The organism is Corynebacterium sp. HMSC067D03, from assembly GCF_001811185.1.
Taxonomy (GTDB): domain Bacteria; phylum Actinomycetota; class Actinomycetes; order Mycobacteriales; family Mycobacteriaceae; genus Corynebacterium; species Corynebacterium coyleae.
The window spans coordinates 1-21,092 of record NZ_KV803787.1 but is presented as its reverse complement, the minus strand read 5'-3'; the positions used below and the strand labels follow the sequence as shown (position 1 = coordinate 21,092).

The following is a 21,092-nucleotide window of genomic DNA, read 5'->3' as shown; positions in this document are numbered from 1 at the left end:
TGACGCAACGACCCTCCTGCCATGACCACAAGGGTTATGGCCGAACAGACTAAGACCATAGGAGGTGATGAGGTCCGTGCGTCACTACGAAGTAATGATCATCCTCGATCCGCAGCAGGATGAGCGCACCGTTGCCCCGTCCCTGGATAAGTTCCTGGAGACTGTCCGCAAGGACAACGGCAAGGTGGAGAACGTTGATGTGTGGGGCAAGAAGCGTCTTGCTTACCCGATCAACAAGAAGGAAGAGGGCATCTACGCCGTTGTGAACCTCGACTGCGAGGCTGACACGGTCAAGGAGCTCGACCGTCTGCTGAACCTGAACGACAACGTTCTTCGTACCAAGGTTCTGCGTACCGATAAGTAAGACCGGTAGGCTCTACAACCACACGATCAGCAGGTAGGAAGGTTCACGAAACATGGCTCAAGGCGATACCCCGATTACCGTTGTCGGCAACTTGGTTGCTGACCCGGAACTGCGTTTCATCCCGAGCGGTGCCGCGGTTGCGAACTTCCGCATCGCGTCCACCCCACGTACGTATAACCGGGAGACGAACCAGTTCGAGGACGGCGAAGCACTGTTTCTGACCTGTAACTGCTGGCGCCAGATGGCCGAGAACGTCGCAGAGTCCCTGACCAAGGGCATGCGCGTTGTGGTCACCGGCAAGCTCAAGCAGCGTTCCTACCAAACTAAAGAGGGCGAAAACCGTACTGTGTTCGAGGTCGAGGTCGATGAGGTCGGCCCGTCCCTGAAGTACGCCACGGCTAACGTCAACCGCAACCCGCGTGAGGGCGGGCAGGGCGGCTACGGCGGCGGCCAGGGCAACCAGGGTGGCGGCTTCGGCGGCCAGAACCAGCAGCAGGGCGGCTTTAACCAGGGCGGTTTCGGCGGCGGCCAAGGTAACCAGGGTGGCGGCTTCGGCGGCCAAACCCAGGGCCAGGGCCAAGGCGGCCAGAACCAGCCCCAGCAGCCTGCACATGATCCGTGGGGTTCCGCACCCGAGGCCGGTGGCTTCGGTGGCGCGGGCGATGAGCCACCGTTCTAAACGACAACCACACATCAAGCATTTTTCACCATAAGGAAGGTTAGGATTATGAAGCTGATCCTCACCGCTGCCGTCGAGAAGCTTGGCGAACCTGGCGAGGTCGTCGAGGTCAAGAACGGTTACGGACGCAACTTCCTGCTCCCGCGCGGCCTGGCTATCCCGGCTACCCGCGGCGCAGAGAAGCAGATTGAAGACATTAAGCGTGCTCAGGCTGAGCGCCAGGTCCGCGACCTGGATCACGCCAAGGAGCTGCGCGACCAGCTCGACCAGCTCACCGGCGTCAAGGTTGCCGTTCGCACTGCGAACAACGGCAAGCTCTTCGGCTCCGTGAAGGCTGCCGACATCGCCGACGCCGTCAAGGCTGCCGGCGGCCCGAACCTGGACAAGCGCCGCATCACCGTGCCTAAGGGCCTGGTGACCAAGACCGGTGGCTACCAGGTCAAGGTTAACCTCCACGACGACGTGGAGGGCAAGGTGAACTTCGAGGTCGTAAGCGCATAAGCACCGCTTGACGACGACTGCGCGTCAGAACAGCACGCAGCAGTCCAACGACAACAGCACTTGTAGCGCGGGACCCACTTGTGAGGAGTGGGGCCCGCGCTTTTTGCATACCCAAAGTGTGGAAGAATCTTCGCCATGATCTCTTCCCGCCTGCGCCGGGTGCGCAACACCGTTTTGTCCCTCACTGTCGCAGCAGCGGGCGTGCTTGGCATGGCAGCCACCCCAGCCCAAGCACTGGCCATGTATGCGGGTGACAGCATTCGCATCGAGTACAGCGATGGGGAGAAGTACGGCTGCACGTTGAACTCCATCGCGTACCGGGGCGGTGTGATGTACGGCGTCACCGCCGGTCACTGCCTCGCCCCGATCGGTGGGGCGCACGCGGTGCGGGTGCTGGCGGCGGATGCGCGAACCCCGATCGCGAGCAACCTGCAGGATTCAGGTTTCGAGCTCGAGGGCGACAACACCCTTGGCGGCGAGTTGAAGGACGTCGCCTGGTTCCGCATGGACCGCCACGTCACCGATGCCAACGCCATGCGTGGCGGGTTTATCGACATCCCGTTCATCGGTGCGCTGCACGGTCTGAGCCAGTTCGCGCAGTTCGTCAACCCCACGCGGCGTGTGGCGGGGCGCGCGCCGGTGACGTCGGTACGCGAAGGCCAGATTATGTGCAAGGACGGCGCACGCACCTCCCGCACCTGCGGCCCGGTGCTCAACGTGAACCCGCGCACCGGAGAGATCGCGGTGATGATCCTGTCGCTGCAGGGCGACTCGGGCTCCCCGCTGTACACCGTGAATCCGGACGGCAGCACCAACATCGTCGGGATTATCTCCGGCGCGGCCTACGGGATCCTCGTCGCGGCAGATGCCGCAACGCCACTGCCAGCAGGTCTGCGGTAAAAGAGGGTCTTGCTGGACACCGCGAATCTGTATATCGTTGCGGATATACATCGATCTGTGGAGGGTGTCATGGCAGAACCTATTCGAGAGGAACCGAATGTGAGCGGTCCGATCCGTACGACTGTTTTTAAATCTGGGAACAGCCAGGCAGTGCGAATCCCTGCAGCACTACGCATTGCATCTGGGGCTGTGTCCATTGAAGCCGTGCCGGAAGGGCTTCTTCTGAGGCCGGAGGAAGAGGATTTCGGACTTGTCGTCGCCAGGCTTCGTGAATTCCAGAAGGAACACAACCTCGAGCAGGGAATAATTGAGGAAATTGAAGACCTCCCACTCGACGAAGTGCCGAACCTCGATCATTCCCCTGATCACGGAGGATGAACGATTCGATGGGATATCTTCTTGACACGAATGTCTGGATCGACATTGAACGGGGAACTCAACCCCGGGTTGTCCAACGAGTAACTGAATGTGCGAGCTCAAAGCTATGGCTCTCTACTGTTGTTCTCGGTGAGATTGAAGCGGGTATTCAGCGGTCGGTAAATCCAGAAATCCTGCACCGGACGTACAGGGTACTGCTACACGGTAGACGCATATTGGGAGTCGATGAGGAATGTGCATCGATTTACGGACGGCTTCGGGCAGATCTTCTAGATAGAGGGCTACCGATTGGGGCTAACGATCTATGGATTGCGGCCCAAGCGATCCGACAAGACTTAGTCCTAGTCACCGCCAACGAGAAAGAGTTTTCACGGGTTGGCGGCTTGAAGATTGAGAACTGGCGGTAGCCCCATGTTTCTTACCCGTGTGCGCATTGATGCTCCTGTCCAGGGCTACGCGCGTGATCTGTCGGTGGTGCACTCCCTCCAACAAACGCCGCTCGAGTTAGGCCAGGTCACGCTGTTGACCGGCGATAACGGTTCCGGAAAATCCACGCTCGTCGAGGCGATCGCCGTGGCCATGGGCGCCAACGCTGCTGGCGGTTCGCGCCACGCGCGCTTTACCGCCGCAGACCATTCGGCCCTGCACCGCTCGCTCACGCTGACGCGCCGCGAAAACCCCCGCGACGTCTACTTCCTGCGCGGCGAAACATACCTTGACCTTGCGGAATACCACGAGAGCCTGGGGCCCGCCGACCCGCTTGTAGGCCTCACCAGACGCAGCCACGGCCAGGGCATCATGGACCTGGCGCGCACCCGCTTCGGCCCGGACTCGCTAATTCTTCTCGACGAGCCCGAAGACGGCCTCTCCATCTTCTCCCAACTCGAACTCCTCGGCCTGCTGACGGTGCTCGCGCGGCGTGGGGCACAGGTGGTCGTCGCAACGCATTCGCCTGTGCTCCTTGCCATCCCAGACGCCCGCATCCTGCATGTTCCCGACCTCGAGCCTGTGCTTTTCGACGACTGCGAGCCCGTCACCGCCACCCGCGAATTCATCAACGACCCAACCGGCACCGCCCGCTACCTGGTGGGACCATGATGTTCATCCAACGCGTCGACGTCGACGCCCAAGCCGCACCGCCGTGGACTGTGGAGACCCCGGCCATCGCGCACGTCGCCGAGTTCGGGTTTGCCTTTAGGCGGCCGATTACGGTGATTACTGGCGGCAACGGGGTGGGCAAGTCCACGCTGCTGGAGGGAATGGCGCGGGCCTGGGGGTTCACGTTGGAAGGCGGCACGTGGGGTGTGGAGAAGGCGGGCGCCCACGACCCGCTTTACGGCGTGCTCACCCTGACCACCGGCCCGCGGGCGAAAGTCGGCTACTTCCTGCGCGGCGAAACACATACGCGCATCACCGAATTCGGCGGGCGCTCCCACGGCGAATCGGTCCTCGAACTGACATCGCGGCTGATCCCCAACGCGCTGTATCTTCTCGACGAGCCCGAGTCCGGCCTGTCCCCCGTCGCCCAAATGGCCCTACTGGCGCAGTTGCATGCGTTGGGTGAAGTGGGGGCGCAGGTAGTCGTCGTCACGCATTCGCCCATTGTGGCGGCGATCCCGGGTGCGGAGATCGTCGAGATCAGCGACGACGGCGTGGAGCGCAACCTCGCGGCGGAGGACACGCTGGCGTTTCGGGCGACGCGCGACTTCCTCGCGGACCCCCACGGCATCGCCGAGTTCATGGCGGACTGGGCAGAGGGGGAGTTTGGTTAAGCGTCCTTGAGTCGCGCCAAGAGGTCAGCGCGCTCGTCGAGAATGCGATCGAGCTCAGCGCGGGTAAGTCGCCGTGCTTCCTCGTAGATTGCGACTTCCGACTCGTCGAATGATTCCATGACGCTGATATTACTGTAGCTGCAGGCCAGGGCCGTGTCGTGGCGGTGTTATAGGGTTGCGCCATGACAGCGACGCGCACACAAGCAGACGAACTTCTCAAAGGCATTGCGGGCCCCGAAGCCACGCTTCGCGACGACCAGTGGACCGCCATCGACGCGTTGGTGAATCAGCGCAAGCGCATGCTTGTCGTGCAGCGCACCGGTTGGGGTAAGTCGGCAGTGTACTTCATTGCGGCGAAGTTGCTGCGTGAGGAAGGGGCCGGGCCGTCGATTATTGTGTCGCCGCTGTTGGCGTTGATGCGTAACCAGGTGGAGTCGGCGGCGCGCGCAGGGATTCGCGCGGCGACGATCAACTCGGCGAACATGACCGAGTGGGACGAGATCCAGGCGCGCCTGAACGACTATGACCTGCTGCTGATCAGCCCGGAGCGCCTCAACGCACCGGACTTTCGGGAGCAGGTGCTGCCGCAACTCGCGCGCTCCGCCGGGATGTTGGTGGTGGACGAGGCGCACTGTATTTCGGACTGGGGCCACGATTTCCGCCCTGATTACCGGCGTATTGCGGTGCTAATTAGCGACCTCCCGGAGGCCACGCCGGTCCTTGCCACGACAGCGACCGCGAACGACCGTGTGGTGGCAGACGTTGTGGCTCAACTCGGCGAGAACACCGGTGTGCTGCGTGGCGGGCTGGACCGCGAGTCGCTCGCACTCAACGTGGTGCGGTTACCGGACCCGACGCAGCGCGCGGCGTGGATCGCGCAGTACCTCGCCTATGTCAACGGCTCCGGCATCATCTACTGCCTAACCATCGCCGCTGCGCACGACCTCGCCGAGGCATTGGAGGCTGCCGGGTGGAACGTCGCCGCGTACACCGGCCGCACCGAGGCGGAGGAACGCGAACGCCTCGAGCGCGCCCTGATTGACAACGAACTCAAAGCGCTCGTGGCTACGTCCGCGCTGGGCATGGGCTTCGACAAACCCGACCTGGGGTTTGTTGTGCACCTGGGGGCGCCGTCGTCGCCAGTGAGTTACTACCAGCAGATCGGCCGCGCCGGGCGTGCCACCGACCACGCCGAGGTTGTGCTGCTGCCCGGCCCTGAGGACGAACGCGTGTGGGACTACTTCGCGTCCGTGTCCATGCCGGAGGAACACGTGGTGCGCCAACTTCTCGGCGCGCTAAGCGAGGAGCCGTTCTCCACACCTCGGCTGGAGAACTTCGTGGACCTCTCCCGTACGCGTATCGACCAGGCCCTGAAGGTTCTCGACGTCGACGGCGCCGTGCGTCGCGTGAAGGGCGGCTGGGTGTCCACCGGTGCTGCCTGGGAGTATGACCACGAGCGCTACGGCGGGCTCGCCGAAGCGCGTAAGCGCGAACAAGACCTGATGCTGGCTTACGAAGCCACGGACGGGTGCCGCATAGCGTTTCTACGTCGTGAACTCGACGACCCCACTCTCGCGCCCGATGAGCGTTGCGGGCGCTGCGACAACTGCACCGGCAATCACCTGCCAGTGGACGTGGACGCTGCGTTGGCGCAGCGTATGGACGAACAACTGCGCGCCCCCGGCGTCCAACTTACCCAACGCAAAATGTGGCCGACCGGCTCCGCGCGCCGCGGCAAGATCAAGGGCGTGCTGCAAGGCAAGGCGTTGGGACGTCTCAACGACGTCGCCCGCGGTCCCGCCCTGGCAGAGCTGCTGCGGGCGAACACCTACCGGCCGCTGAGCAACTGGCGCGAGGACGCCTGGCTGGGACGGTTCGTGGCGGTGCTCGCGGACTGGGCCTGGGAGGAACGCCCCACCACTGTCGTCGCTTTGGGCGATGCTGATCCGGCACGAAACGAGATGATCGTGGCTACCGCAGAAGCGCTGGCAAGGGTGGGGCAGATGCGGTTTGGTGGGGTCGTCGATACGCCATCGCGCGAGGTAGAAGCACGAAACTCGGCGTTTCGCGTCAACGGGCTTGACCGGTACTACGACTACACGGGCCTCGAGGTGGAGACAGGCCCCGTGCTGCTGCTGACCGGGGAGGTGGATTCCGGTTGGTCGGTCACGGTTGCGGCAGCCGACCTTGCGGAACGGTACGGGGTGGAGGTGCTACCGCTGGCGTTTGCTTCGCGCGCGTGATGCGGACTCGGCGATGGCGGCGGCGAAGACAAGCACCGTGCCGACTGGGATGAGGAGCATGAACAAGTTGATGATCGGCAACGCCATGTCGGCCTGGTACTCCTCCCAATGCGCAACGGCCATCGAGCCCCAGCCGACGACGAGGCAGGCGGTTGCGAGCCACACCGTGACCAGTGCGCCTATTTTCTTGCGACCGCGCGCCGCGGCGGTGAACCACGTGGCACCACCCAGCGCGAGCAATGCGGTCGCGGCCTCGAGGGTGCCGAAGGCCGCCGTGACGGTCCGAAATTCCCAGCCGCCGCCGATCAGGCGCAACAGGCTTATCCACGCCGCAGGGAACACCACCATTGCGATGGCGTAGATCCAAAGAATGCCTCGTGTTTCCATGTATGCACTCTAACTGCGAGACAGGTGTCGCGTGGTGTGAAAGATGTGGATAAGTGTGGATCCAAAGTGCCTGGGCACGTGGCTGCAGGGTCGAAAAAGGGGTCCGAAACTGTTGAAATGTGCTTTGTCAAACCCCGTGGTGAGAAGTTATCCCCCGGCTACACCCGGGGTATGCGGTTTGGATGAATAGCGTGTGACCTGCGCGTTTGGGATAAGTTCCTGCGGTTTTGGTGTCGCTGTACACAAGTTCTCCACAAGCGGGTGGATGACTCGTGGATAACTACCCGCACAATGTCGAAAGATTTCACAGCCCCTGTGGATAACTCGTTTAGTGGGTCTAGAAAATGTCGGAGGAGAGGGTAGTGTCATAGCCACAGTGAAAGGGGAAAACATGGGTGCGAACGACAGCTTCGACGACTACGTACCACCACCGGAGCCGGTAGCGGACTACGGCGACTTTGGGGACTTCGCCGACTTCGAACAAAACACTGGCGGCTCCAACCGCTTCGCCGGCGGCGATAACTTCGGCGGCAACGGCAAGGGTGGCCAGAAGCGCTACAACAAGTACGGCAACAACCGTGGTGACGTACAGCAGGAGTACCGCACCCCACCCCACGACGAGCGCGCGGAGCGTTCCGTCCTCGGCGCAATGCTGCTCAACCCGGACGTGATCCTGGACGTGGCCGACGGGCTGCGGCCGGATGACTTCTACCACCCGGCGCACCAGCTTATCTACCAGGCGATTCTGGACCTGTTCTCCCAGGGAAGCTCCGTCGACGTGCTCATTGTCGCGGCACGCTTGGACCGTCTCAACGAACTGGAGCGCGTCGGTGGCGCCCCGTATCTGCACACGCTGATCTCTGAGGTGCCGACGTCGGCGAACGCCGGCTACTACGCGGAGATCGTCGAAGAGAAGTCGATCCTGCGCCAGCTGGTTAACGCCGGCACCCAGGTGGTCCAGTTGGGCTACGAGGGCGAAGAGGGCATGGAGATCGAAGCGCTCGTCGACCATGCGCAGCAGAAGGTGTTCTCCATTTCCCGCAATAACGTGGGCGAGGATTACCGTCCGCTCTCGGAATTGCTCAAGCCAACTATCGACGAGCTGACCATGATCGCATCCGGCGGCGCCCTCGAGGCCGGCGTGCCGACTGGGTTTATCGACCTAGACAAGCTCACCAACGGCCTTCACGCCGGCCAGATGATCATCATCGCAGCACGTCCTGGTGTGGGTAAGTCGACACTAGCGCTGGACTTCATGCGCTCCTGCTCGATCCACCAGGGCAAAACCAGCGTGATCTTCTCGCTGGAAATGAGTGCCTCCGAGATCATTATGCGCATGCTCTCCGCCGAGACGGAGATCAAGCTTTCCGCGATGCGTTCCGGCCAGATGGAGGAGCGCGACTGGGAGAAGCTGACCAAGCGCCTCACGGAGATCCAGGATGCGCCGCTATTTATCGACGACTCCCCGAACCTCACCATGATGGAGATTCGCTCCAAGGCACGCCGCCTCAAGCAGCAGCACGGCCTGGACCTGGTTGTGGTGGACTACCTGCAGCTGATGAGCTCCGGCAAGCGCGTTGAGTCCCGCCAGCAGGAGGTCTCGGAGTTCTCCCGCCACCTCAAGCTGTTGGCCAAGGAGCTCGAGGTTCCAGTCATTGCGATTTCGCAGCTCAACCGTGGCCCCGAAGCCCGTACCGACAAGCGCCCGCAGTTGGCTGACCTGCGTGAGTCGGGCTCGCTGGAGCAGGACGCCGACATGGTGTTCCTGCTGTACCGCCCGGACTCACAGGATCGTGACGACGAGCGCGCCGGCGAAGCCGACATCATCGTGGCCAAGCACCGTGGCGGCCCGATTGACACCATCCCGGTGGCGCACCAGCTGCACTACTCGCGCTTCGTCAACATGGCGCATGGCTAACTAAAGGATGGTGATCTTGTTACGCCATTGGCGGGCGGGATCGCCGTACATGACCCGCGGATCGCTGTTGCCCGGCCCGGAGCAGCTGAGGTGCTGCAGGTCTGAGCCAACGATGCATGTGAGGTCGTAACCCTGTCCGGTTACAGGACTCACGACCCCATAGAGCTCGGCCTTTGGAATTGAGACAGTTTCCGGGTTTTGGGTCATCGAATAAGTGGCAGCTAGGGCTTGTGGATAGAGCGCAGCCGCAAAGTCGCACGAAGTCGACCCGCCGACCCTGATGCTGTAACCCTCCGCCGTGCTTCCACACGTCCCGCCGACCTGGCCCTTGTACGCCGGGTCGAGTTCGAACGCTCCGGCTAGCGGGGCAGCGGGCTGCTCTGGTGCTGGTGCAGCCTCAGGTTCCGGCGCCGGTGCGGGCTCCGCCTCCGGCGCCGATTCAGGTGCGGGTGCGTCGACGACTTCGGTCGAGGTGACCACGATGGTCTCCGGCTCGCCGGTCCCACCCGCGCAACCGGCGAGCAACAAGGCGGTCAGCAGAGACAAGGGGGCGAGTACGCGACGCATGGCAATCCTTAACACGGGAACGGGGGATGAGTGCGATGGTACGTGGTGTCGTCGCTAGGCAAGCGCAACTCCCTTTTGCTCCGGCAACGTAAACGCAGCGACGCACGCCAGCAGGAACGCTGCGGCAAACACGCCGAACACTGCGGTCGAGCCGCCGAACGCCAGCACCGGCGGGACCACGAGCGGGGCGAGGATCGAACCGATGCGGCCGAACGCGGCACCCGCGCCGGTGCCGGTCGCGCGGATCGCGGTGGGGTAGAGCTCCGGGCCGATCGCGTACAGCGCACCCCACGCGCCGAGATTGAAGAACGACAGCAGGCAGCCCGCGAGGATGATCTGCCACTCGGCACTCGCCATGCCGAAGCCGAACGCGGAGACCGCAGACCCTGCGAGGAACACGGACAGGGTCGTCCTGCGCCCCCAGACCTCGATGAGCCAGGCGGCAACCGCGTAGCCCGGCAACTGCGCAAGCGTGATAATCAGCGTGAACGTGAATGACCGCACGAGCGAGAAACCCTGCTCCACCAGCAACGATGGGATCCAGATGAAGGCGCCGTAGTAGGAGAGAGACACGCAGAACCAGACGGTCCAGAAGGCGGCGGTGCGTCGTCGCAAAGCAGCGCCCCAGATGCCACCTTGGATCGACTCCTCCTGTGCAGGGACAGTGGTGTCGTAGTTGGCGGGGTCGGCCTCAGCCTCGAAGGAAAGCACGACCTGCTCGGCCTCCTCGTGGCGGCCTTTGGACTCCAGGAAGCGCACCGATTCCGGCAGGCCCAGGCGCACCACGATCGCGTACAGGGCGGGTAGCGCGCCGATGGCGAAGCCCCAGCGCCAACCGGTCTCGCCATTAGCGACGACAAACGTGCCGATCACCGCCGCCAGAATCCAACCCACCGCCCAAAACGCTTCGAGCAGCACCACCATGCGCCCGCGCACCTTACGTGGAGAAAACTCGCTGACCAGTGTGGACGCAACGGGAAGTTCCGCGCCGAGGCCCAAGCCCACCAGGAAGCGGAACACGATCAGCGACGCGACCGACCACGCCAGCGCCGACGCGCCCGTGGCCAACCCGTAGAGCAGCAGCGTCGCGGCGAACACCTGGCGGCGTCCGATCTTGTCGGCGAGCAACCCGCCGAGCGACGCGCCGATCGCCATACCGATAAACCCAACCGACGCGATCCAACTCGTCGTGGTCTTGTCTAGATCCCAGTGGACGGCGAGTGCTGCGATGATGAACGACACCAAGCCGATGTCCATCGCGTCCAGCGCCCAGCCAATGCCGGAGCCGACAAGCAGGCGTTTGTGTTTCGGGGTGACAGGAAGGCGGTCGAGGCGCTCAGTGCGCGTGAGCTGTTGATCGGTGTTCATGCAGGGGGAGTTTAGGCCGTGGCCTGCGAAAACTCGGAACTTAATATTCAGCTGAGTGTGCCTGGGCCTCCAAGCCGTCAAGCAGTGTGTCGATCAACTTGTGTGTGAGCCTGTCTTGGCCCAGTAGGTCCGGTGCCTGAGCAGGCAGCGGTCGGCTCACAATGCCAAGCGATATGTGAAACTCCAACGGATCGAGGTCGGCCGGACACAGCTTGGCGCGCTTCGCCGGCGCGAGGAGGCCCCCGTAAATCTCCCGGAGCTCTGCAGCACGCTTATCGACGACCCCTTGGCGCTCCGGCCCCACCCCTGGATCCTGCATGGAGTCCATAAATATTGCCTGAGCGAGGGCTGCAAGTCGAAGGTTGCCGATGGCATGGACGGTGCTGCGCCACGCCTTTCGCGTATCCACTGTGAACTCGACGGCATGGTCGTCGACGACTTTGGTGATGTCGTTGACGGCCTGGGCGCTGACGGCATCGAGAAGCTCGATGCGCTCAGGGAAGTGGCGCGTCACGGTTGCCACACCCACTTTGGCGGCCTTGGCGATGGTGCGCATGGACACACCCGGGCCTTCGTCGAGAAGCAATTGCCTGGCTGCGGTGACGATGGCGTATCGGTTGTCAGCGGCGTCCTGTCTCATGCTTGACACCATAGCAAACGGAACACTATGTTCGAACCATAGAAATAGAACACCGTGTTCCAGATAGGAGATTTGCAATGGTTAACGCATCGAAAACACAACGACCAGCCGTAGCAAAGGTGCTTGGAGCGAGCATCGGTATCCCAATCATCATCGGATTGATGCTGTTCGCGTTCCTCGCGCCAACGTTCGCATCCGGGCCAAAGGACGTGCCGATTGCCATCGCCGCGCCCGAACCAATGGTCAGCCAACTCGAACAAACAATGGGCGAAGACGGCCCAGACATCACCGTCTACGGCTCAGGCGAGGAGGTGCGCGACGCCGTTCTCAACCGCGAAGTCGTCGGCGGCCTGAGCATCGCACCCACCGGCGCAACCGCCTACACCGCGGCCGGAAACGGCGCACCCTACGCGCAGATGATTGAGGGCATGGCCAGCAAGATGGAAGCACAGGGCGTAGAGGTCACCCGCGAAGAGCTGGCACCGACCTCTCAAGATGACCCGCAGGCAACCGGCCTTGCAGTCCTCGGCCTGCCGCTGGCGTTTGGCGGCATCATCTCCGCGGTGATCGCCACCTTCCTCTTCCGCGGCAACAAGTGGGCAAAACTCGCGGTACTGACCGGTATCGCCGCAGTTGGTTCGCTTGTGGTCACCTGGATGCTGCACTCCGCGTACGGCACCCTGACCGGCAACTTCGCACTTGAGTGGCTCGGCATCGGCTGCGGCATCCTGGCAACCTCTATGCTCACTGCAGGCCTCGCCGCGATTATCGGAATCCCAGGTGTGGGCATCGGCGCAATCCTGACCGTCTTCCTGGCCAATCCGCTCTCAGGACTGGCAACTGGGCCGTGGCTGCTGCCCGCCGGGTGGTCGACACTGGGCCAGTGGATGCCAGTCGGCGCCACCGGTCACCTGATCCGCTCCGTCTCCTTCTTCGACGGGCTCGGCGCCGGAGCCAGCTGGTGGGTGCTTGCCATCTGGATCGCGGTTGGCTTCGTCCTGCTCATGCTGGATCGCAGCAGCGCAAGAAACTAACGCTCACCTACGCCGACTTGAACGCCCGGAGGCGCAGCGAGTTGGACACCACAAATACCGACGAGAAGGCCATCGCAATACCGGCAAGCATCGGGTCGAGTAGCCCCAGCGCAGCCACCGGGATGAGCAACACGTTGTAGGCGAACGCCCAGAACAGGTTGCCCTTGATGGTCTTCAACGTTTTGCGCGACAGGCGGATGGCGTCCACGGCGGAACGTAGCGACGAATGCATCAACGTAATGTCCGACGCCTCAATGGCCACGTCGGTGCCAGCTCCCATCGCCATACCAAGGTCTGCCTGGGCGAGGGCGGCGGCGTCGTTGACACCGTCGCCGATCATGGCCACCCGGTGGCCCGACTCCTGCAGCCGCTTGACCACGTTGACCTTGTCCTCCGGTAGCACGCCGGAGGTGACGTTGGCGGGATCGATCCCAACCTCAGCCGCTACAGCCTCCGCCGCGCCCTGGTTGTCGCCGGTGAGCAGGTGCGGCGTCATCCCCAGGTCACGCAGGCGTGCGACGGCATCGCGCGAGTCCTCCTTCACCGTGTCGCGCACCGCGATCACACCGGCCACAACACCGTCGACCTCCACGGCGACGGCGGTCGCGCCGCGCTGCTCGGCCTCCGTGAACGCATCCGCCAGGGCACCAAGCTCTCCGGTGGGGCGGCCGACGCGGACAAGGCGGTCGTCGATACGCGCGGAAGCACCCTGGCCTGGAAGATTCTCAAAGCCGGTCGCCTCGGGGACATCGTCGGCGGCCTCAACAATCGCCCGCGCGATCGGGTGCTCGGAGCCAGCCTCCACACCGGCAGCCAGGCTCAGCACCTCCTCGGTTTCGTAGCCCGGACCAGGCAGCACCTCGGCCACACCCATCTGGCCGGTAGTCACCGTGCCGGTCTTATCCATCACCACCGTGTCCACCTGGCGAGTCGATTCGAGCACCTCCGGGCCCTTAATCAACAACCCCATCTGGGCGCCACGGCCGGTACCCACCAAGATCGCCGTCGGCGTGGCCAGGCCCAGCGCGCACGGGCACGCGATGATCAGCACCGCCACCGCAGCCGTGAACGCGTCCTCCACCGCATGGCCAACCAACAGGTGTCCCACCAGCGTGATCAGGGAAATCACAACAACCGTCGGCACAAACACCTGAGAGATCCGGTCCACGAGGCGCTCTACCGGCGCCTTGCCGGCCTGCGCGTCCTTGACCAGCTTGCCCATCTGCGCCAGCGTCGTCTCCGCGCCCACGCGCGTGGCCTCAACCACCAGGCGCCCGGACGTGTTCAGGGTCGCGCCGGTGACCATCGAGCCCTCGCTGACCTCCACCGGGACGGACTCGCCGGTCAGCATGGATTCGTCGATAGCTGAATGCCCCGAAATCACACGCCCATCCGTAGCCACCTTCTCACCAGGGCGAACCACAAAACGATCCCCCACAACCACCTGCGAGATCGGCACCCGGACCTCTTTGTCCCCGCGGATCACCGCCGCGTCCTTGGCGCCCATGCTCAGCAGTTCGCGCAGCGCCTCCGAGGACTGCCCCTTCGCACGCGTCTCAAACCAGCGTCCAAGCAGCAGGAATGTGATCACCACGCACGCGGTCTCCAGGTACACCGGCTCACCAGGGCCACCAACAAACAGTGCCCAAATCGACCACAGGTACGCCGCCGACGTACCCAGCGTGATCAGCGTGTCCATGGTCATCGCGCCGTGCTTCAGATTCACCCACGTCGCACGGTGGAACACACTGCCCGCGGAGAAAAACACCAGCGTCGTAGCCGCCAGCGCCGCAAACTCCCAATTAGGAAACTGCAGCCCGTGAATCATGCTCACTAGCATCACCGGCAGCGACACCAGCGCCGACCAAATCGTCGTGCGCTTCAGCTGCTCCGCTTCATTGTCGCGCGCCTCATCGAGAGCATTGCTTGTCGACGAACCCCCGTCCCCACCGACTTCCCCACCGTTTTCGTCACCCATTTCAAAGGCGTCGTAGCCGGCGGCGCGGACTTCGTCGATAAGCGACTGCGTCGACGTCGACGACGGATCAAACGAAACAGTCGCAGTCTCCGTGGAGTAATTTACCGACGCATCCACGCCGTCGAGCTTGTTTAACTTGCGCTGAATACGCGAAGAGCACGACGAACAGGTCATCCCTGTTACGCCGAGCTCGATCTGTTGTAGTGCCACAGGAGGTTGAGTCATGCCCCCACCATATATCCGTGGCAAAATCCCCCGATTAAGCCAGCTTGTAGCCCGCTTCCTCAACAGCAGCAGCAATATCCGCGTCGGAGTAGCCCTCGCCCTCCACAACAACATTGCCGGACTTGTGATCAGCCTTTACGCCGGTGACGCCAGCGATCTCGCCGACCTCTTCCTGCACGCTCAATTCACAATGTCCGCAGGTCATGCCATCAACCTGGAACGTACGCTCAGCCATCGCAGCCTCCTCATGCAGTTTCAAACGGTTACAAATGTAAATCGTAGCCCGCGTTCACCGCCGCCAGCCGGACATCCTCATCGGTGAACAAGAACCCGACAACCGTCAGGACCCCATCCTCCATATTGATGTCCACCTCATGCGCGCCCTCCACCATCGAAAGTTCATCTGCAAGTGAAGCAACAGCAACTTCATCATCAGGACCAGAAATCTTGTAGGTCTTGGTCATGACTGGTGAGCGCCTCCTTAAAGCGGCCCAACACGGGTTGGAATACGACAAAACTCATCGCGTTGTACTTTGCACAACGTCCAAGAGAATAACCTAACGCAATAAGGAGCGAAACGTTGAGCACCGTTGATGTAACTGAGGACACGTTTGAGCAAACCGTCACAAAGGACGGCATCGTCTTTGTCGACGCGTGGGCATCCTGGTGCGGCCCCTGCCGCCAGTTCGCCCCCACCTTTGAAAAGGCATCCGAGACCCACACCGACGTAACCTTTGCCAAGCTCGACACTGAGGCGAATCAGCAGCTCGCCGCCGCCCTGGAAATCCAGGCAATCCCGACGCTTATGGCTTTCCGCGACGGCATCATGATCTGGCAGCAGGCAGGCGCCCTTCCGCCAGCCGCCTTCGAGGACGTGATTAACCAGGTCAAGGCCCTCGACATGGACGAGGTTCGCCGCCAGATCGCAGCGCAAAACCCCGAGGAAAACTAGGCCTCATCGCCTAAGCGCCCGCCTCCCGGGCGCTTTTTTCATGCGTACACTTGCTTATCGACGAAAACCCCACCACACATCACCGAAAGGACCCAACCATGGCAAACCCGTTTACCAAGGGCTGGAAGTACCTTATGCAATCCTTCGACACCAAGATCGACGAGAACGCCGACCCGAAGGTGCAAATCCAACAAGCCGTCGACGCCGCTAAGAAGCAGCACCAGGAAATCACCCAGCAGGCCGCCAACATCATTGGTAACCGCAACCAGCTGCAGATGAAGCTCGACCGTCTGATCAAGTCCCAAGACGACCTACAGACCAAGGCCCGCACCGCCCTCCAAGCAGCCGACAAAGCTTCCGCCGCCGGCGACAACGAAAAGGCCCAGCAGTTCAACTCCACCGCCGAGGTCATCGCCACCCAACTGGTCTCCGTGGAGCAGGAACTCGAGCAGACCAAGCAGGCATACGCCTCCGCCGACCAGGCTGCGACCGAAGCCCAGCAGAAGCAGAAGCAGTCCGAGGCCCGCCTCCAGGAACAACTGTCCCAGGTTTCCCAACTCGAGTCCCAGCTCAACCAGGCCAAGATGCAGGAGCACACGGCCCGCACCATGGACACCATGAACCAGTTCAACCCTGACGACGTGCCCACCCTCGACGGCGTACGCGACAAAATCGAACGGCGCTACGCTAACGCACTTGGCCAGCAGGAGTTGATGAAGGACTCCATGAACGATCGCATCGCCGAAATCGAGTCCGGCTCTTCCGATGCGGCCGCCTCCAACCGTCTCGCCGAGATCCGTGCCTCCATGGGCGGCGAGCTCGAAGCCGGTTCGGGTGCTTCTGCTTCCGCAGCCGACCGCCAGCTCGAAGCCGGCTCCGAGGGGGACGCTGCCGATTCTGCTGAGACTGCCGACACTGGCGCTGCCGACGACACCATCGCCGACGCCGAGGCCTACCTCCGCGACGCCGAGTCGGATGCTGACGCTAAGGCTGATGCCGACACTGACGCCGAGACCGACTCTGGCGCCGAGCGCTAGGCCTTTCCTGACACATTCCGCCGGAATCTGTCAGCCGTCGGCATCGCGCCTGGTCAGAAATCGCCCCTGACAGATTTCTCAAAATCTGTCAGGGGCGGCTGCGTAGCCGCAAAAAAGTTCCCAGGTTCACGCTGAATCCGGGAACTATTTTGTCCGACCACGGGTGTCTAGAACTGCCGACCTGGGGAAATGTCGCGGCAAAGGTGCCGGAAACCGAAGAAAGTTCCCGCGCGGGGAACTATTTCGAGAAAGGGGGGGCAGACGGGGAGGCGCCGGAAGCAGAAGAGAAGCGCAGGGCAACCAACGCAAAAACGGGGCCGCAAGGTGGTTGGCGGCCCCGGTGTCGTCGTAAAGCGACTAGCTGCGGCGGATGTTGATCAGGACACCGCGGATGCCGGAGTGGAACCCGTCGCGAAGATTGACGCGCTGGGTTTCGCTCAGCGTGTACTCGTGGAGGGTTTCGCAGGCGAACTGCAGCAGTGGCCTGTCGATCTCCGGTGGCAGACCGCCACCCGACAGCAGATGTGCGCTGTCGCGCTGCTCCATGGTGGCGGCGTTTTCAAACCACCATGACGCGTACTGTTGTCCCACGTCGTAGGGGGTTTGGAAGCCGGCGGACGTCCACACCTCCTCCGGGAGCGGGACGTAGCGGGAGCGAAGCTTGCGGCGCGGCGCCATCATCGACGGCTTCGGTGCCGGCTTCGGTCCCTGCTGCGGCGCGGAATCCTCCGCCTTGGTTGAGTCGGCGGACGAGTCGGTATCCGAAGGGCTTGTCTTTGCGGCCGGCGTCGGCGCCGGAGTGGCAGCCGGGCGTTGTTCGCTGGAGACCTGCTTGTTGCCGGGTTTGTTGGACTCGTTGTTGGCCTCGACCTGTGCCTCGGAAGGCTCGTCGAGTTCCGGCTCGTCGGGTTCGTGCGTGCGCTGCTGGGCAACCGGAGCACCGACAATGTCGGAGGGCTTCGGCGCTGCAGGTGCAGCAGGCTTGGCTTCGGTGGCCTCGGCATCAGAGGTCTTGGAGCCCTCCGCCGAACCCTGCGACGCATCAGCACCGGCATCAGCACCGGCACCCGAACCATCGCCAGCACCCGTCTTCTTTTCCTGTTTCTCTGCTTCGGCGTTGGCGCATTCGGCGCTGAGCGGCTCGGGGCCAAGGCCTGGGACGGAGGTCGGGCCGTCGGCTTCGTCGAGGGGTGCGGCGTCGTTAAGCGGGCGCTCCCGGATGGTCGGCGGCAGGGGGCCTTCGAGGACTTGCAGGCGCATGGCGTTGGAGAAGTCCTCGCGCGGGTCGAGAATGGTGGTGCTGTCGCATGCGTGGCGCAGTGCGGAGGACATGGAGTCCCACCCGAATCCGTAGAGGTGTACGCGGGTGCCGGTGCGGGTGACTTCTTCGACGCCGGGGATCATGTCTGCGTCGCCGGAGACGAGGACGAAGTCGGTGAATTTTTCGCTCAGGCCGTTGACCACGAGGTCGGCGACGAGGCGGGTGTCAACGCCTTTTTGGGTGCGTCGTTCGCCCCACTCGATGAGTTGGCCGGTGCGGAGTTGCACGCCGTCGCAGGTGCGCAGTGCGCGTTGGTAGCGGTGTGGCCCGGAGTCGGGGATGCCGTCGTACCAGAGTTGCCTATGGATGGGTTGGTTGAGTTGGTCGGTGATCATGTTCCCGAGGGCGTTGACTACCTCGGGGAGATCGATTTCTAGCTGGGCTCTTGCGCCGATTTCCCACGAGTTGTAAAAGCTCGCGAGCAGGTAAGACGTGTCGACGAACACCAGTGTGCGTTCAAGCATGGCTCCTAAATTCCGATTCTTTTCGTTGCTAAGTTGATTTTCACGGCCCATCTTGCCTGATTTTGCGCGGGTTCTCCATGTTCTTTTTCTGTTTTTTGGTTGCACTCCACCTGAACCCGTGTTAGTTAGTTGGTTACTCGAGTAACTAACCAATGAGGCGAATGGAGGCGTCGTGAATACTGATGCGGAGCCGTTATTCGTGCAGATCGCCAGTTTCGTGGAGGACCTCATCGTCGACGGTTCCCTCAAGCCCGGCGATCAGGCCCCTTCGACGAATCAGTTGGCGCAGTTCCACGAAATCAACCCCGCCACTGCGCGCAAGGGGCTGGCTTTGCTTGTGAGCGACAACGTGTTGGAAAAGCGCCGCGGCCTCGGCATGTTCGTCACCGACGGCGCCCGCGAGCGCATCCTGGCCACTCGCCGCGAGGCGTTTGCGGGCCAGTACATCGCACCGCTTATCGACGAAGCCGTCCACCTCGGCTACTCCCGCGCCGACCTCCACGACCTCATCGACCGCGTCGCAGAAAGTAGAGGACTGTACCGATGACAATCCACACCGCTGGCCTCACGCATCGCTTCGGCAGCACGCACGTGCTCAACGGCGTCGACCTGGACCTCGGCCCCGGTATCCACGGCTTGCTCGGCCGCAACGGCGTGGGCAAATCCACCCTGCTGCGCATCCTTGCCGGCCAGCTGAAACCCACGGACGGCACCGTAGAGGTCTTCGGGCAGCGCCCCTTCGACAACGCCCGGGTGATGGACAACACGTGCCTGACCGGCGTCGATACCGCCTACCCCGGCTGGTGGTCCGCCGCCGACGTGATCAAGGGCGCGCGCTTGCGCTTCCGCACGTGGAACCAAACCGTCGCAGATCAACTCATCGCCGACTTCGCTCTCGACCCCGCCCTGGGCACCCGTTACGAGAAACTCTCTCGCGGGCAGCGCGCCATGGTTTCCATCGTCATCGGGTTAGCCTCCAACACCGAGCTTTTGCTTCTCGACGAGCCCTACGTCGGCCTCGACACCCACAACACCGACGTGTTCTACCGCCACCTGTTGGCGCAGGCGGACTCGAAGCGCACGATCGTCATGGCCACACACCACATCGAAGACGCCGCGAAAGTGCTGGACAGTGCGGTGATTCTGGGGCGTGATGGGGTCGTCGCAAAGCAATGTGTTCCGGAGGATGCGGACGCGTTCGCTGTTGCTGGCCCCGAGCTTGTTCCTCTCGACGACGCCCCGCGCCATGCCCGCGCCGCCAAGTTCGACGACCTCATCGAGCACGTGTTGGAGGTGTCGTAATGAACACCACGCTTCTCGGATTCTTTCGCCACCAGTTTGTCGCCTCGCCGCTGAAGCGGCTGCTGTGGATGGTGCCGTTGATCGCCGTCATGGCGTTTGGACCGTTTGTTGTGGATAGTGCGCTTTCTGCCGCATTCCTCCCCAGCATGGTCACGGTGCTTGTACTTGTCGCGATGCAGCAGGAGGAGACTGCCTATACCGCGTTCGGTGTGCCGCGCTCGCGCGCTGTGAAACTTGCGGCCTTTGGGGTGGTGCCGGCGGTGTTGTGCGGGGTTGGCGTGGCGCTGGCGGCGCGGCCCGACTGGGTTGGGCTGCTCGGCGCGCTCTTTGCGGTGGTCGCTGGCCTGCTGATAGGCACGCGCTACGTCGAGGCGACCAACGACGAGGATCGGCGCGCGGTGCGTGGCCGAATCGGCCGGGGAGGGTTCATCTTCGAGGTGATTTTCAAGCCACAACTGTTGTGGGCAGCAGGTATCGCGGTTGCGCATAGCCTTTTGCTCTACCTTGCCGGAGTGGTGAGCAGCGAGCCTCTCGCCCAGTTCCTCGTGAGCCTGCCAATCCTCGTCTGGGCCATGGTCTATTGCAGCAACGGCACAGGCATCCTCGGTGCAACGGCAATGACGAGTTTCGGCGTTCCCCGGCGCCGCTGGCTGGTCCTGTATTGGGGTGCCGCCCTGGCATCGGTTGCGCTCTATATGGCGGTGTTGCTGCTGGTCGCGCCAATCGGTCTGAGGGCGATTCTTGCTCTGGGGGCAGCGGGCCTCGCCAGTGCTGTGCTCGGCGCACCGCTGAAGGTGTGGCGCACAGACGTTGGTCTCATCCCTGCGATGTTCCTGTTCTTCGCGGTCAAAGACACATTGCTTATCGACGATCCCCACCCCGCCCAAGTCGCATACGCGCTGGCCATCGCGGGTTTGATGTTCTTGATCGGCCTGGTTTTGCAGGCGTTGTTCGTTTTTGGCGTGATTAACCCAAAACAAGGATTTAAAGACGCTTAGAAAACACGCTCTACGCTGGCGATTTGTGTTGTTGTTTGGGTGTGTGTAACTTAATCCCAGTCAG

General features: G+C 62.7%; 25 protein-coding genes. 16 read left to right on the top strand and 9 right to left on the bottom strand.

Translation table 11 applies throughout. From position 1 onward, the window contains the following. The first annotated feature begins 67 nt into the window (after window positions 1-67). The 8 genes from rpsF (at window position 68) to HMPREF2785_RS02405 (ending at window position 4,594) form a co-directional block, all read left to right on the top strand. Window positions 68-364 carry a 30S ribosomal protein S6 gene (gene rpsF, locus HMPREF2785_RS02435; protein ID WP_070422055.1) on the top strand — a complete coding sequence of 99 codons (297 nt, stop codon included), beginning with the start codon at window positions 68-70 and terminating at the stop codon, window positions 362-364. A gap of 52 nt (window positions 365-416) precedes the next feature. Continuing rightward, complete coding sequence (locus tag HMPREF2785_RS02430) at window positions 417-1,043, top strand: single-stranded DNA-binding protein (RefSeq protein WP_070422054.1); 627 nt, start codon at window positions 417-419, stop codon at window positions 1,041-1,043. A gap of 48 nt (window positions 1,044-1,091) precedes the next feature. Next, on the top strand, window positions 1,092-1,544 hold the full coding sequence (gene rplI, locus HMPREF2785_RS02425; protein ID WP_070422053.1) for a 50S ribosomal protein L9: 453 nt from the start codon (window positions 1,092-1,094) through the stop codon (window positions 1,542-1,544). A 135-nt stretch (window positions 1,545-1,679) separates the two neighbouring features. After that, window positions 1,680-2,444 carry a chymotrypsin family serine protease gene (locus HMPREF2785_RS02420; protein WP_070614178.1) on the top strand — a complete coding sequence of 255 codons (765 nt, stop codon included), beginning with the start codon at window positions 1,680-1,682 and terminating at the stop codon, window positions 2,442-2,444. Between the two features lie 69 nt (window positions 2,445-2,513). Beyond that, window positions 2,514-2,822: an antitoxin gene (locus HMPREF2785_RS11770; protein WP_141750625.1), complete on the top strand. Its 309-nt coding sequence runs from the start codon at window positions 2,514-2,516 to the stop codon at window positions 2,820-2,822. Then, window positions 2,819-3,229 carry a type II toxin-antitoxin system VapC family toxin gene (locus HMPREF2785_RS12345; protein ID WP_083284750.1) on the top strand — a complete coding sequence of 137 codons (411 nt, stop codon included), beginning with the start codon at window positions 2,819-2,821 and terminating at the stop codon, window positions 3,227-3,229. The genes HMPREF2785_RS11770 and HMPREF2785_RS12345 overlap by 4 nt, the downstream gene beginning before the upstream one ends. A gap of 4 nt (window positions 3,230-3,233) precedes the next feature. Then, a complete protein-coding gene (locus HMPREF2785_RS02410; protein WP_070614176.1) occupies window positions 3,234-3,920 on the top strand; it encodes an AAA family ATPase in 687 nt (228 codons plus the stop codon). Further along, complete coding sequence (locus HMPREF2785_RS02405) at window positions 3,917-4,594, top strand: AAA family ATPase (RefSeq protein ID WP_083308826.1); 678 nt, start codon at window positions 3,917-3,919, stop codon at window positions 4,592-4,594. The genes HMPREF2785_RS02410 and HMPREF2785_RS02405 overlap by 4 nt, the downstream gene beginning before the upstream one ends. On the opposite strand, the gene HMPREF2785_RS12270 is transcribed toward HMPREF2785_RS02405, so the two are convergent. Then, window positions 4,591-4,713: a hypothetical protein gene (locus tag HMPREF2785_RS12270; RefSeq protein ID WP_256374908.1), complete on the bottom strand. Its 123-nt coding sequence runs from the start codon at window positions 4,711-4,713 to the stop codon at window positions 4,591-4,593. The two genes, HMPREF2785_RS02405 and HMPREF2785_RS12270, sit on opposite strands and share 4 nt — an antisense overlap. A 63-nt stretch (window positions 4,714-4,776) precedes the next feature. Between HMPREF2785_RS12270 and HMPREF2785_RS02400 the strand changes: the two genes are divergently transcribed. Further along, entirely contained in the window at window positions 4,777-6,837 is a 2,061-nt protein-coding gene (locus HMPREF2785_RS02400; protein WP_070614175.1) for a RecQ family ATP-dependent DNA helicase, read from the top strand. Here the strand turns inward: HMPREF2785_RS02400 and HMPREF2785_RS02395 are convergent. Next, a complete protein-coding gene (locus tag HMPREF2785_RS02395) occupies window positions 6,808-7,224 on the bottom strand; it encodes a hypothetical protein (protein ID WP_070614174.1) in 417 nt (138 codons plus the stop codon). The genes HMPREF2785_RS02400 and HMPREF2785_RS02395 overlap by 30 nt on opposite strands. A gap of 391 nt (window positions 7,225-7,615) precedes the next feature. Between HMPREF2785_RS02395 and dnaB the strand changes: the two genes are divergently transcribed. Further along, window positions 7,616-9,142, top strand: a complete 1,527-nt coding sequence (gene dnaB / locus HMPREF2785_RS02390; protein WP_070450684.1) for a replicative DNA helicase — start codon at window positions 7,616-7,618, stop codon at window positions 9,140-9,142. Here the strand turns inward: dnaB and HMPREF2785_RS02385 are convergent, their stop codons facing one another. The 3 genes from HMPREF2785_RS02385 to HMPREF2785_RS02375 are packed head-to-tail and all read right to left on the bottom strand — an operon-like array spanning window position 9,143 to window position 11,717. After that, the gene (locus HMPREF2785_RS02385) at window positions 9,143-9,709 is read right to left on the bottom strand and encodes a hypothetical protein (protein ID WP_070614173.1); all 567 of its coding nucleotides are present in this window, start codon (window positions 9,707-9,709) and stop codon (window positions 9,143-9,145) included. A 54-nt stretch (window positions 9,710-9,763) separates the two neighbouring features. Continuing rightward, window positions 9,764-11,077: an MFS transporter gene (locus tag HMPREF2785_RS02380; RefSeq protein ID WP_070614172.1), complete on the bottom strand. Its 1,314-nt coding sequence runs from the start codon at window positions 11,075-11,077 to the stop codon at window positions 9,764-9,766. A gap of 40 nt (window positions 11,078-11,117) precedes the next feature. After that, window positions 11,118-11,717 (bottom strand): TetR/AcrR family transcriptional regulator, encoded by a 600-nt coding sequence (locus HMPREF2785_RS02375; RefSeq protein ID WP_168164671.1) that lies wholly within the window; start codon window positions 11,715-11,717, stop codon window positions 11,118-11,120. A 77-nt stretch (window positions 11,718-11,794) separates the two neighbouring features. On the opposite strand from HMPREF2785_RS02375, the gene HMPREF2785_RS02370 reads away from it, so the two are divergent. Further along, window positions 11,795-12,751, top strand: coding sequence for a hypothetical protein (locus HMPREF2785_RS02370; RefSeq protein ID WP_070614171.1), 957 nt, complete (start codon window positions 11,795-11,797; stop codon window positions 12,749-12,751). 7 nt (window positions 12,752-12,758) lie between these two features. Here the strand turns inward: HMPREF2785_RS02370 and HMPREF2785_RS02365 are convergent, their stop codons facing one another. Genes HMPREF2785_RS02365 through HMPREF2785_RS02355 form a run of 3 tightly spaced genes read right to left on the bottom strand, consistent with a single transcriptional unit; the run spans window position 12,759 to window position 15,418 of the window. Then, entirely contained in the window at window positions 12,759-14,954 is a 2,196-nt protein-coding gene (locus HMPREF2785_RS02365; RefSeq protein WP_070614170.1) for a heavy metal translocating P-type ATPase, read from the bottom strand. Between the two features lie 34 nt (window positions 14,955-14,988). Further along, entirely contained in the window at window positions 14,989-15,189 is a 201-nt protein-coding gene (locus HMPREF2785_RS02360) for a heavy-metal-associated domain-containing protein (RefSeq protein ID WP_070422040.1), read from the bottom strand. A 28-nt stretch (window positions 15,190-15,217) separates the two neighbouring features. Further along, complete coding sequence (locus HMPREF2785_RS02355; RefSeq protein WP_070422039.1) at window positions 15,218-15,418, bottom strand: hypothetical protein; 201 nt, start codon at window positions 15,416-15,418, stop codon at window positions 15,218-15,220. A 116-nt stretch (window positions 15,419-15,534) separates the two neighbouring features. On the opposite strand from HMPREF2785_RS02355, the gene trxA reads away from it, so the two are divergent. Both trxA and HMPREF2785_RS02345 read left to right on the top strand, forming a co-directional pair. Then, on the top strand, window positions 15,535-15,906 hold the full coding sequence (gene trxA / locus HMPREF2785_RS02350; RefSeq protein ID WP_070614169.1) for a thioredoxin: 372 nt from the start codon (window positions 15,535-15,537) through the stop codon (window positions 15,904-15,906). Between the two features lie 98 nt (window positions 15,907-16,004). Then, window positions 16,005-16,943 carry a PspA/IM30 family protein gene (locus tag HMPREF2785_RS02345; protein WP_070614168.1) on the top strand — a complete coding sequence of 313 codons (939 nt, stop codon included), beginning with the start codon at window positions 16,005-16,007 and terminating at the stop codon, window positions 16,941-16,943. 357 nt (window positions 16,944-17,300) lie between these two features. Here HMPREF2785_RS02345 and HMPREF2785_RS02340 read toward each other — a convergent pair whose 3' ends face one another. After that, a complete protein-coding gene (locus HMPREF2785_RS02340; RefSeq protein ID WP_070614167.1) occupies window positions 17,301-18,728 on the bottom strand; it encodes an NYN domain-containing protein in 1,428 nt (475 codons plus the stop codon). 172 nt (window positions 18,729-18,900) lie between these two features. On the opposite strand from HMPREF2785_RS02340, the gene HMPREF2785_RS02335 reads away from it, so the two are divergent. Genes HMPREF2785_RS02335 through HMPREF2785_RS02325 form a run of 3 tightly spaced genes read left to right on the top strand, consistent with a single transcriptional unit; the run spans window position 18,901 to window position 21,028 of the window. Continuing rightward, window positions 18,901-19,275, top strand: coding sequence for a GntR family transcriptional regulator (locus HMPREF2785_RS02335; RefSeq protein WP_070614166.1), 375 nt, complete (start codon window positions 18,901-18,903; stop codon window positions 19,273-19,275). Continuing rightward, window positions 19,272-20,030: an ATP-binding cassette domain-containing protein gene (locus HMPREF2785_RS02330; protein WP_070614165.1), complete on the top strand. Its 759-nt coding sequence runs from the start codon at window positions 19,272-19,274 to the stop codon at window positions 20,028-20,030. Before HMPREF2785_RS02335 ends, HMPREF2785_RS02330 begins: the two co-directional genes overlap by 4 nt. Then, complete coding sequence (locus HMPREF2785_RS02325) at window positions 20,030-21,028, top strand: hypothetical protein (RefSeq protein ID WP_070614164.1); 999 nt, start codon at window positions 20,030-20,032, stop codon at window positions 21,026-21,028. The genes HMPREF2785_RS02330 and HMPREF2785_RS02325 overlap by 1 nt, the downstream gene beginning before the upstream one ends. Window positions 21,029-21,092: the final 64 nt, after the last annotated feature.

Coding starts and splice junctions, on each gene's coding strand:
- rpsF (WP_070422055.1), top strand. CDS start 68: ATGAGGTCCGTGCGTCACTACGAAGTAATGATCATCCTCGATCCGCAG.
- HMPREF2785_RS02430 (WP_070422054.1), top strand. CDS start 417: ATGGCTCAAGGCGATACCCCGATTACCGTTGTCGGCAACTTGGTTGCT.
- rplI (WP_070422053.1), top strand. CDS start 1,092: ATGAAGCTGATCCTCACCGCTGCCGTCGAGAAGCTTGGCGAACCTGGC.
- HMPREF2785_RS02420 (WP_070614178.1), top strand. CDS start 1,680: ATGATCTCTTCCCGCCTGCGCCGGGTGCGCAACACCGTTTTGTCCCTC.
- HMPREF2785_RS11770 (WP_141750625.1), top strand. CDS start 2,514: ATGGCAGAACCTATTCGAGAGGAACCGAATGTGAGCGGTCCGATCCGT.
- HMPREF2785_RS12345 (WP_083284750.1), top strand. CDS start 2,819: ATGAACGATTCGATGGGATATCTTCTTGACACGAATGTCTGGATCGAC.
- HMPREF2785_RS02410 (WP_070614176.1), top strand. CDS start 3,234: ATGTTTCTTACCCGTGTGCGCATTGATGCTCCTGTCCAGGGCTACGCG.
- HMPREF2785_RS02405 (WP_083308826.1), top strand. CDS start 3,917: ATGATGTTCATCCAACGCGTCGACGTCGACGCCCAAGCCGCACCGCCG.
- HMPREF2785_RS12270 (WP_256374908.1), bottom strand. CDS start 4,713: ATGGAATCATTCGACGAGTCGGAAGTCGCAATCTACGAGGAAGCACGG.
- HMPREF2785_RS02400 (WP_070614175.1), top strand. CDS start 4,777: ATGACAGCGACGCGCACACAAGCAGACGAACTTCTCAAAGGCATTGCG.
- HMPREF2785_RS02395 (WP_070614174.1), bottom strand. CDS start 7,224: ATGGAAACACGAGGCATTCTTTGGATCTACGCCATCGCAATGGTGGTG.
- dnaB (WP_070450684.1), top strand. CDS start 7,616: ATGGGTGCGAACGACAGCTTCGACGACTACGTACCACCACCGGAGCCG.
- HMPREF2785_RS02385 (WP_070614173.1), bottom strand. CDS start 9,709: ATGCGTCGCGTACTCGCCCCCTTGTCTCTGCTGACCGCCTTGTTGCTC.
- HMPREF2785_RS02380 (WP_070614172.1), bottom strand. CDS start 11,077: ATGAACACCGATCAACAGCTCACGCGCACTGAGCGCCTCGACCGCCTT.
- HMPREF2785_RS02375 (WP_168164671.1), bottom strand. CDS start 11,717: ATGAGACAGGACGCCGCTGACAACCGATACGCCATCGTCACCGCAGCC.
- HMPREF2785_RS02370 (WP_070614171.1), top strand. CDS start 11,795: ATGGTTAACGCATCGAAAACACAACGACCAGCCGTAGCAAAGGTGCTT.
- HMPREF2785_RS02365 (WP_070614170.1), bottom strand. CDS start 14,954: ATGACTCAACCTCCTGTGGCACTACAACAGATCGAGCTCGGCGTAACA.
- HMPREF2785_RS02360 (WP_070422040.1), bottom strand. CDS start 15,189: ATGGCTGAGCGTACGTTCCAGGTTGATGGCATGACCTGCGGACATTGT.
- HMPREF2785_RS02355 (WP_070422039.1), bottom strand. CDS start 15,418: ATGACCAAGACCTACAAGATTTCTGGTCCTGATGATGAAGTTGCTGTT.
- HMPREF2785_RS02345 (WP_070614168.1), top strand. CDS start 16,005: ATGGCAAACCCGTTTACCAAGGGCTGGAAGTACCTTATGCAATCCTTC.
- HMPREF2785_RS02340 (WP_070614167.1), bottom strand. CDS start 18,728: ATGCTTGAACGCACACTGGTGTTCGTCGACACGTCTTACCTGCTCGCG.
- HMPREF2785_RS02330 (WP_070614165.1), top strand. CDS start 19,272: ATGACAATCCACACCGCTGGCCTCACGCATCGCTTCGGCAGCACGCAC.
- HMPREF2785_RS02325 (WP_070614164.1), top strand. CDS start 20,030: ATGAACACCACGCTTCTCGGATTCTTTCGCCACCAGTTTGTCGCCTCG.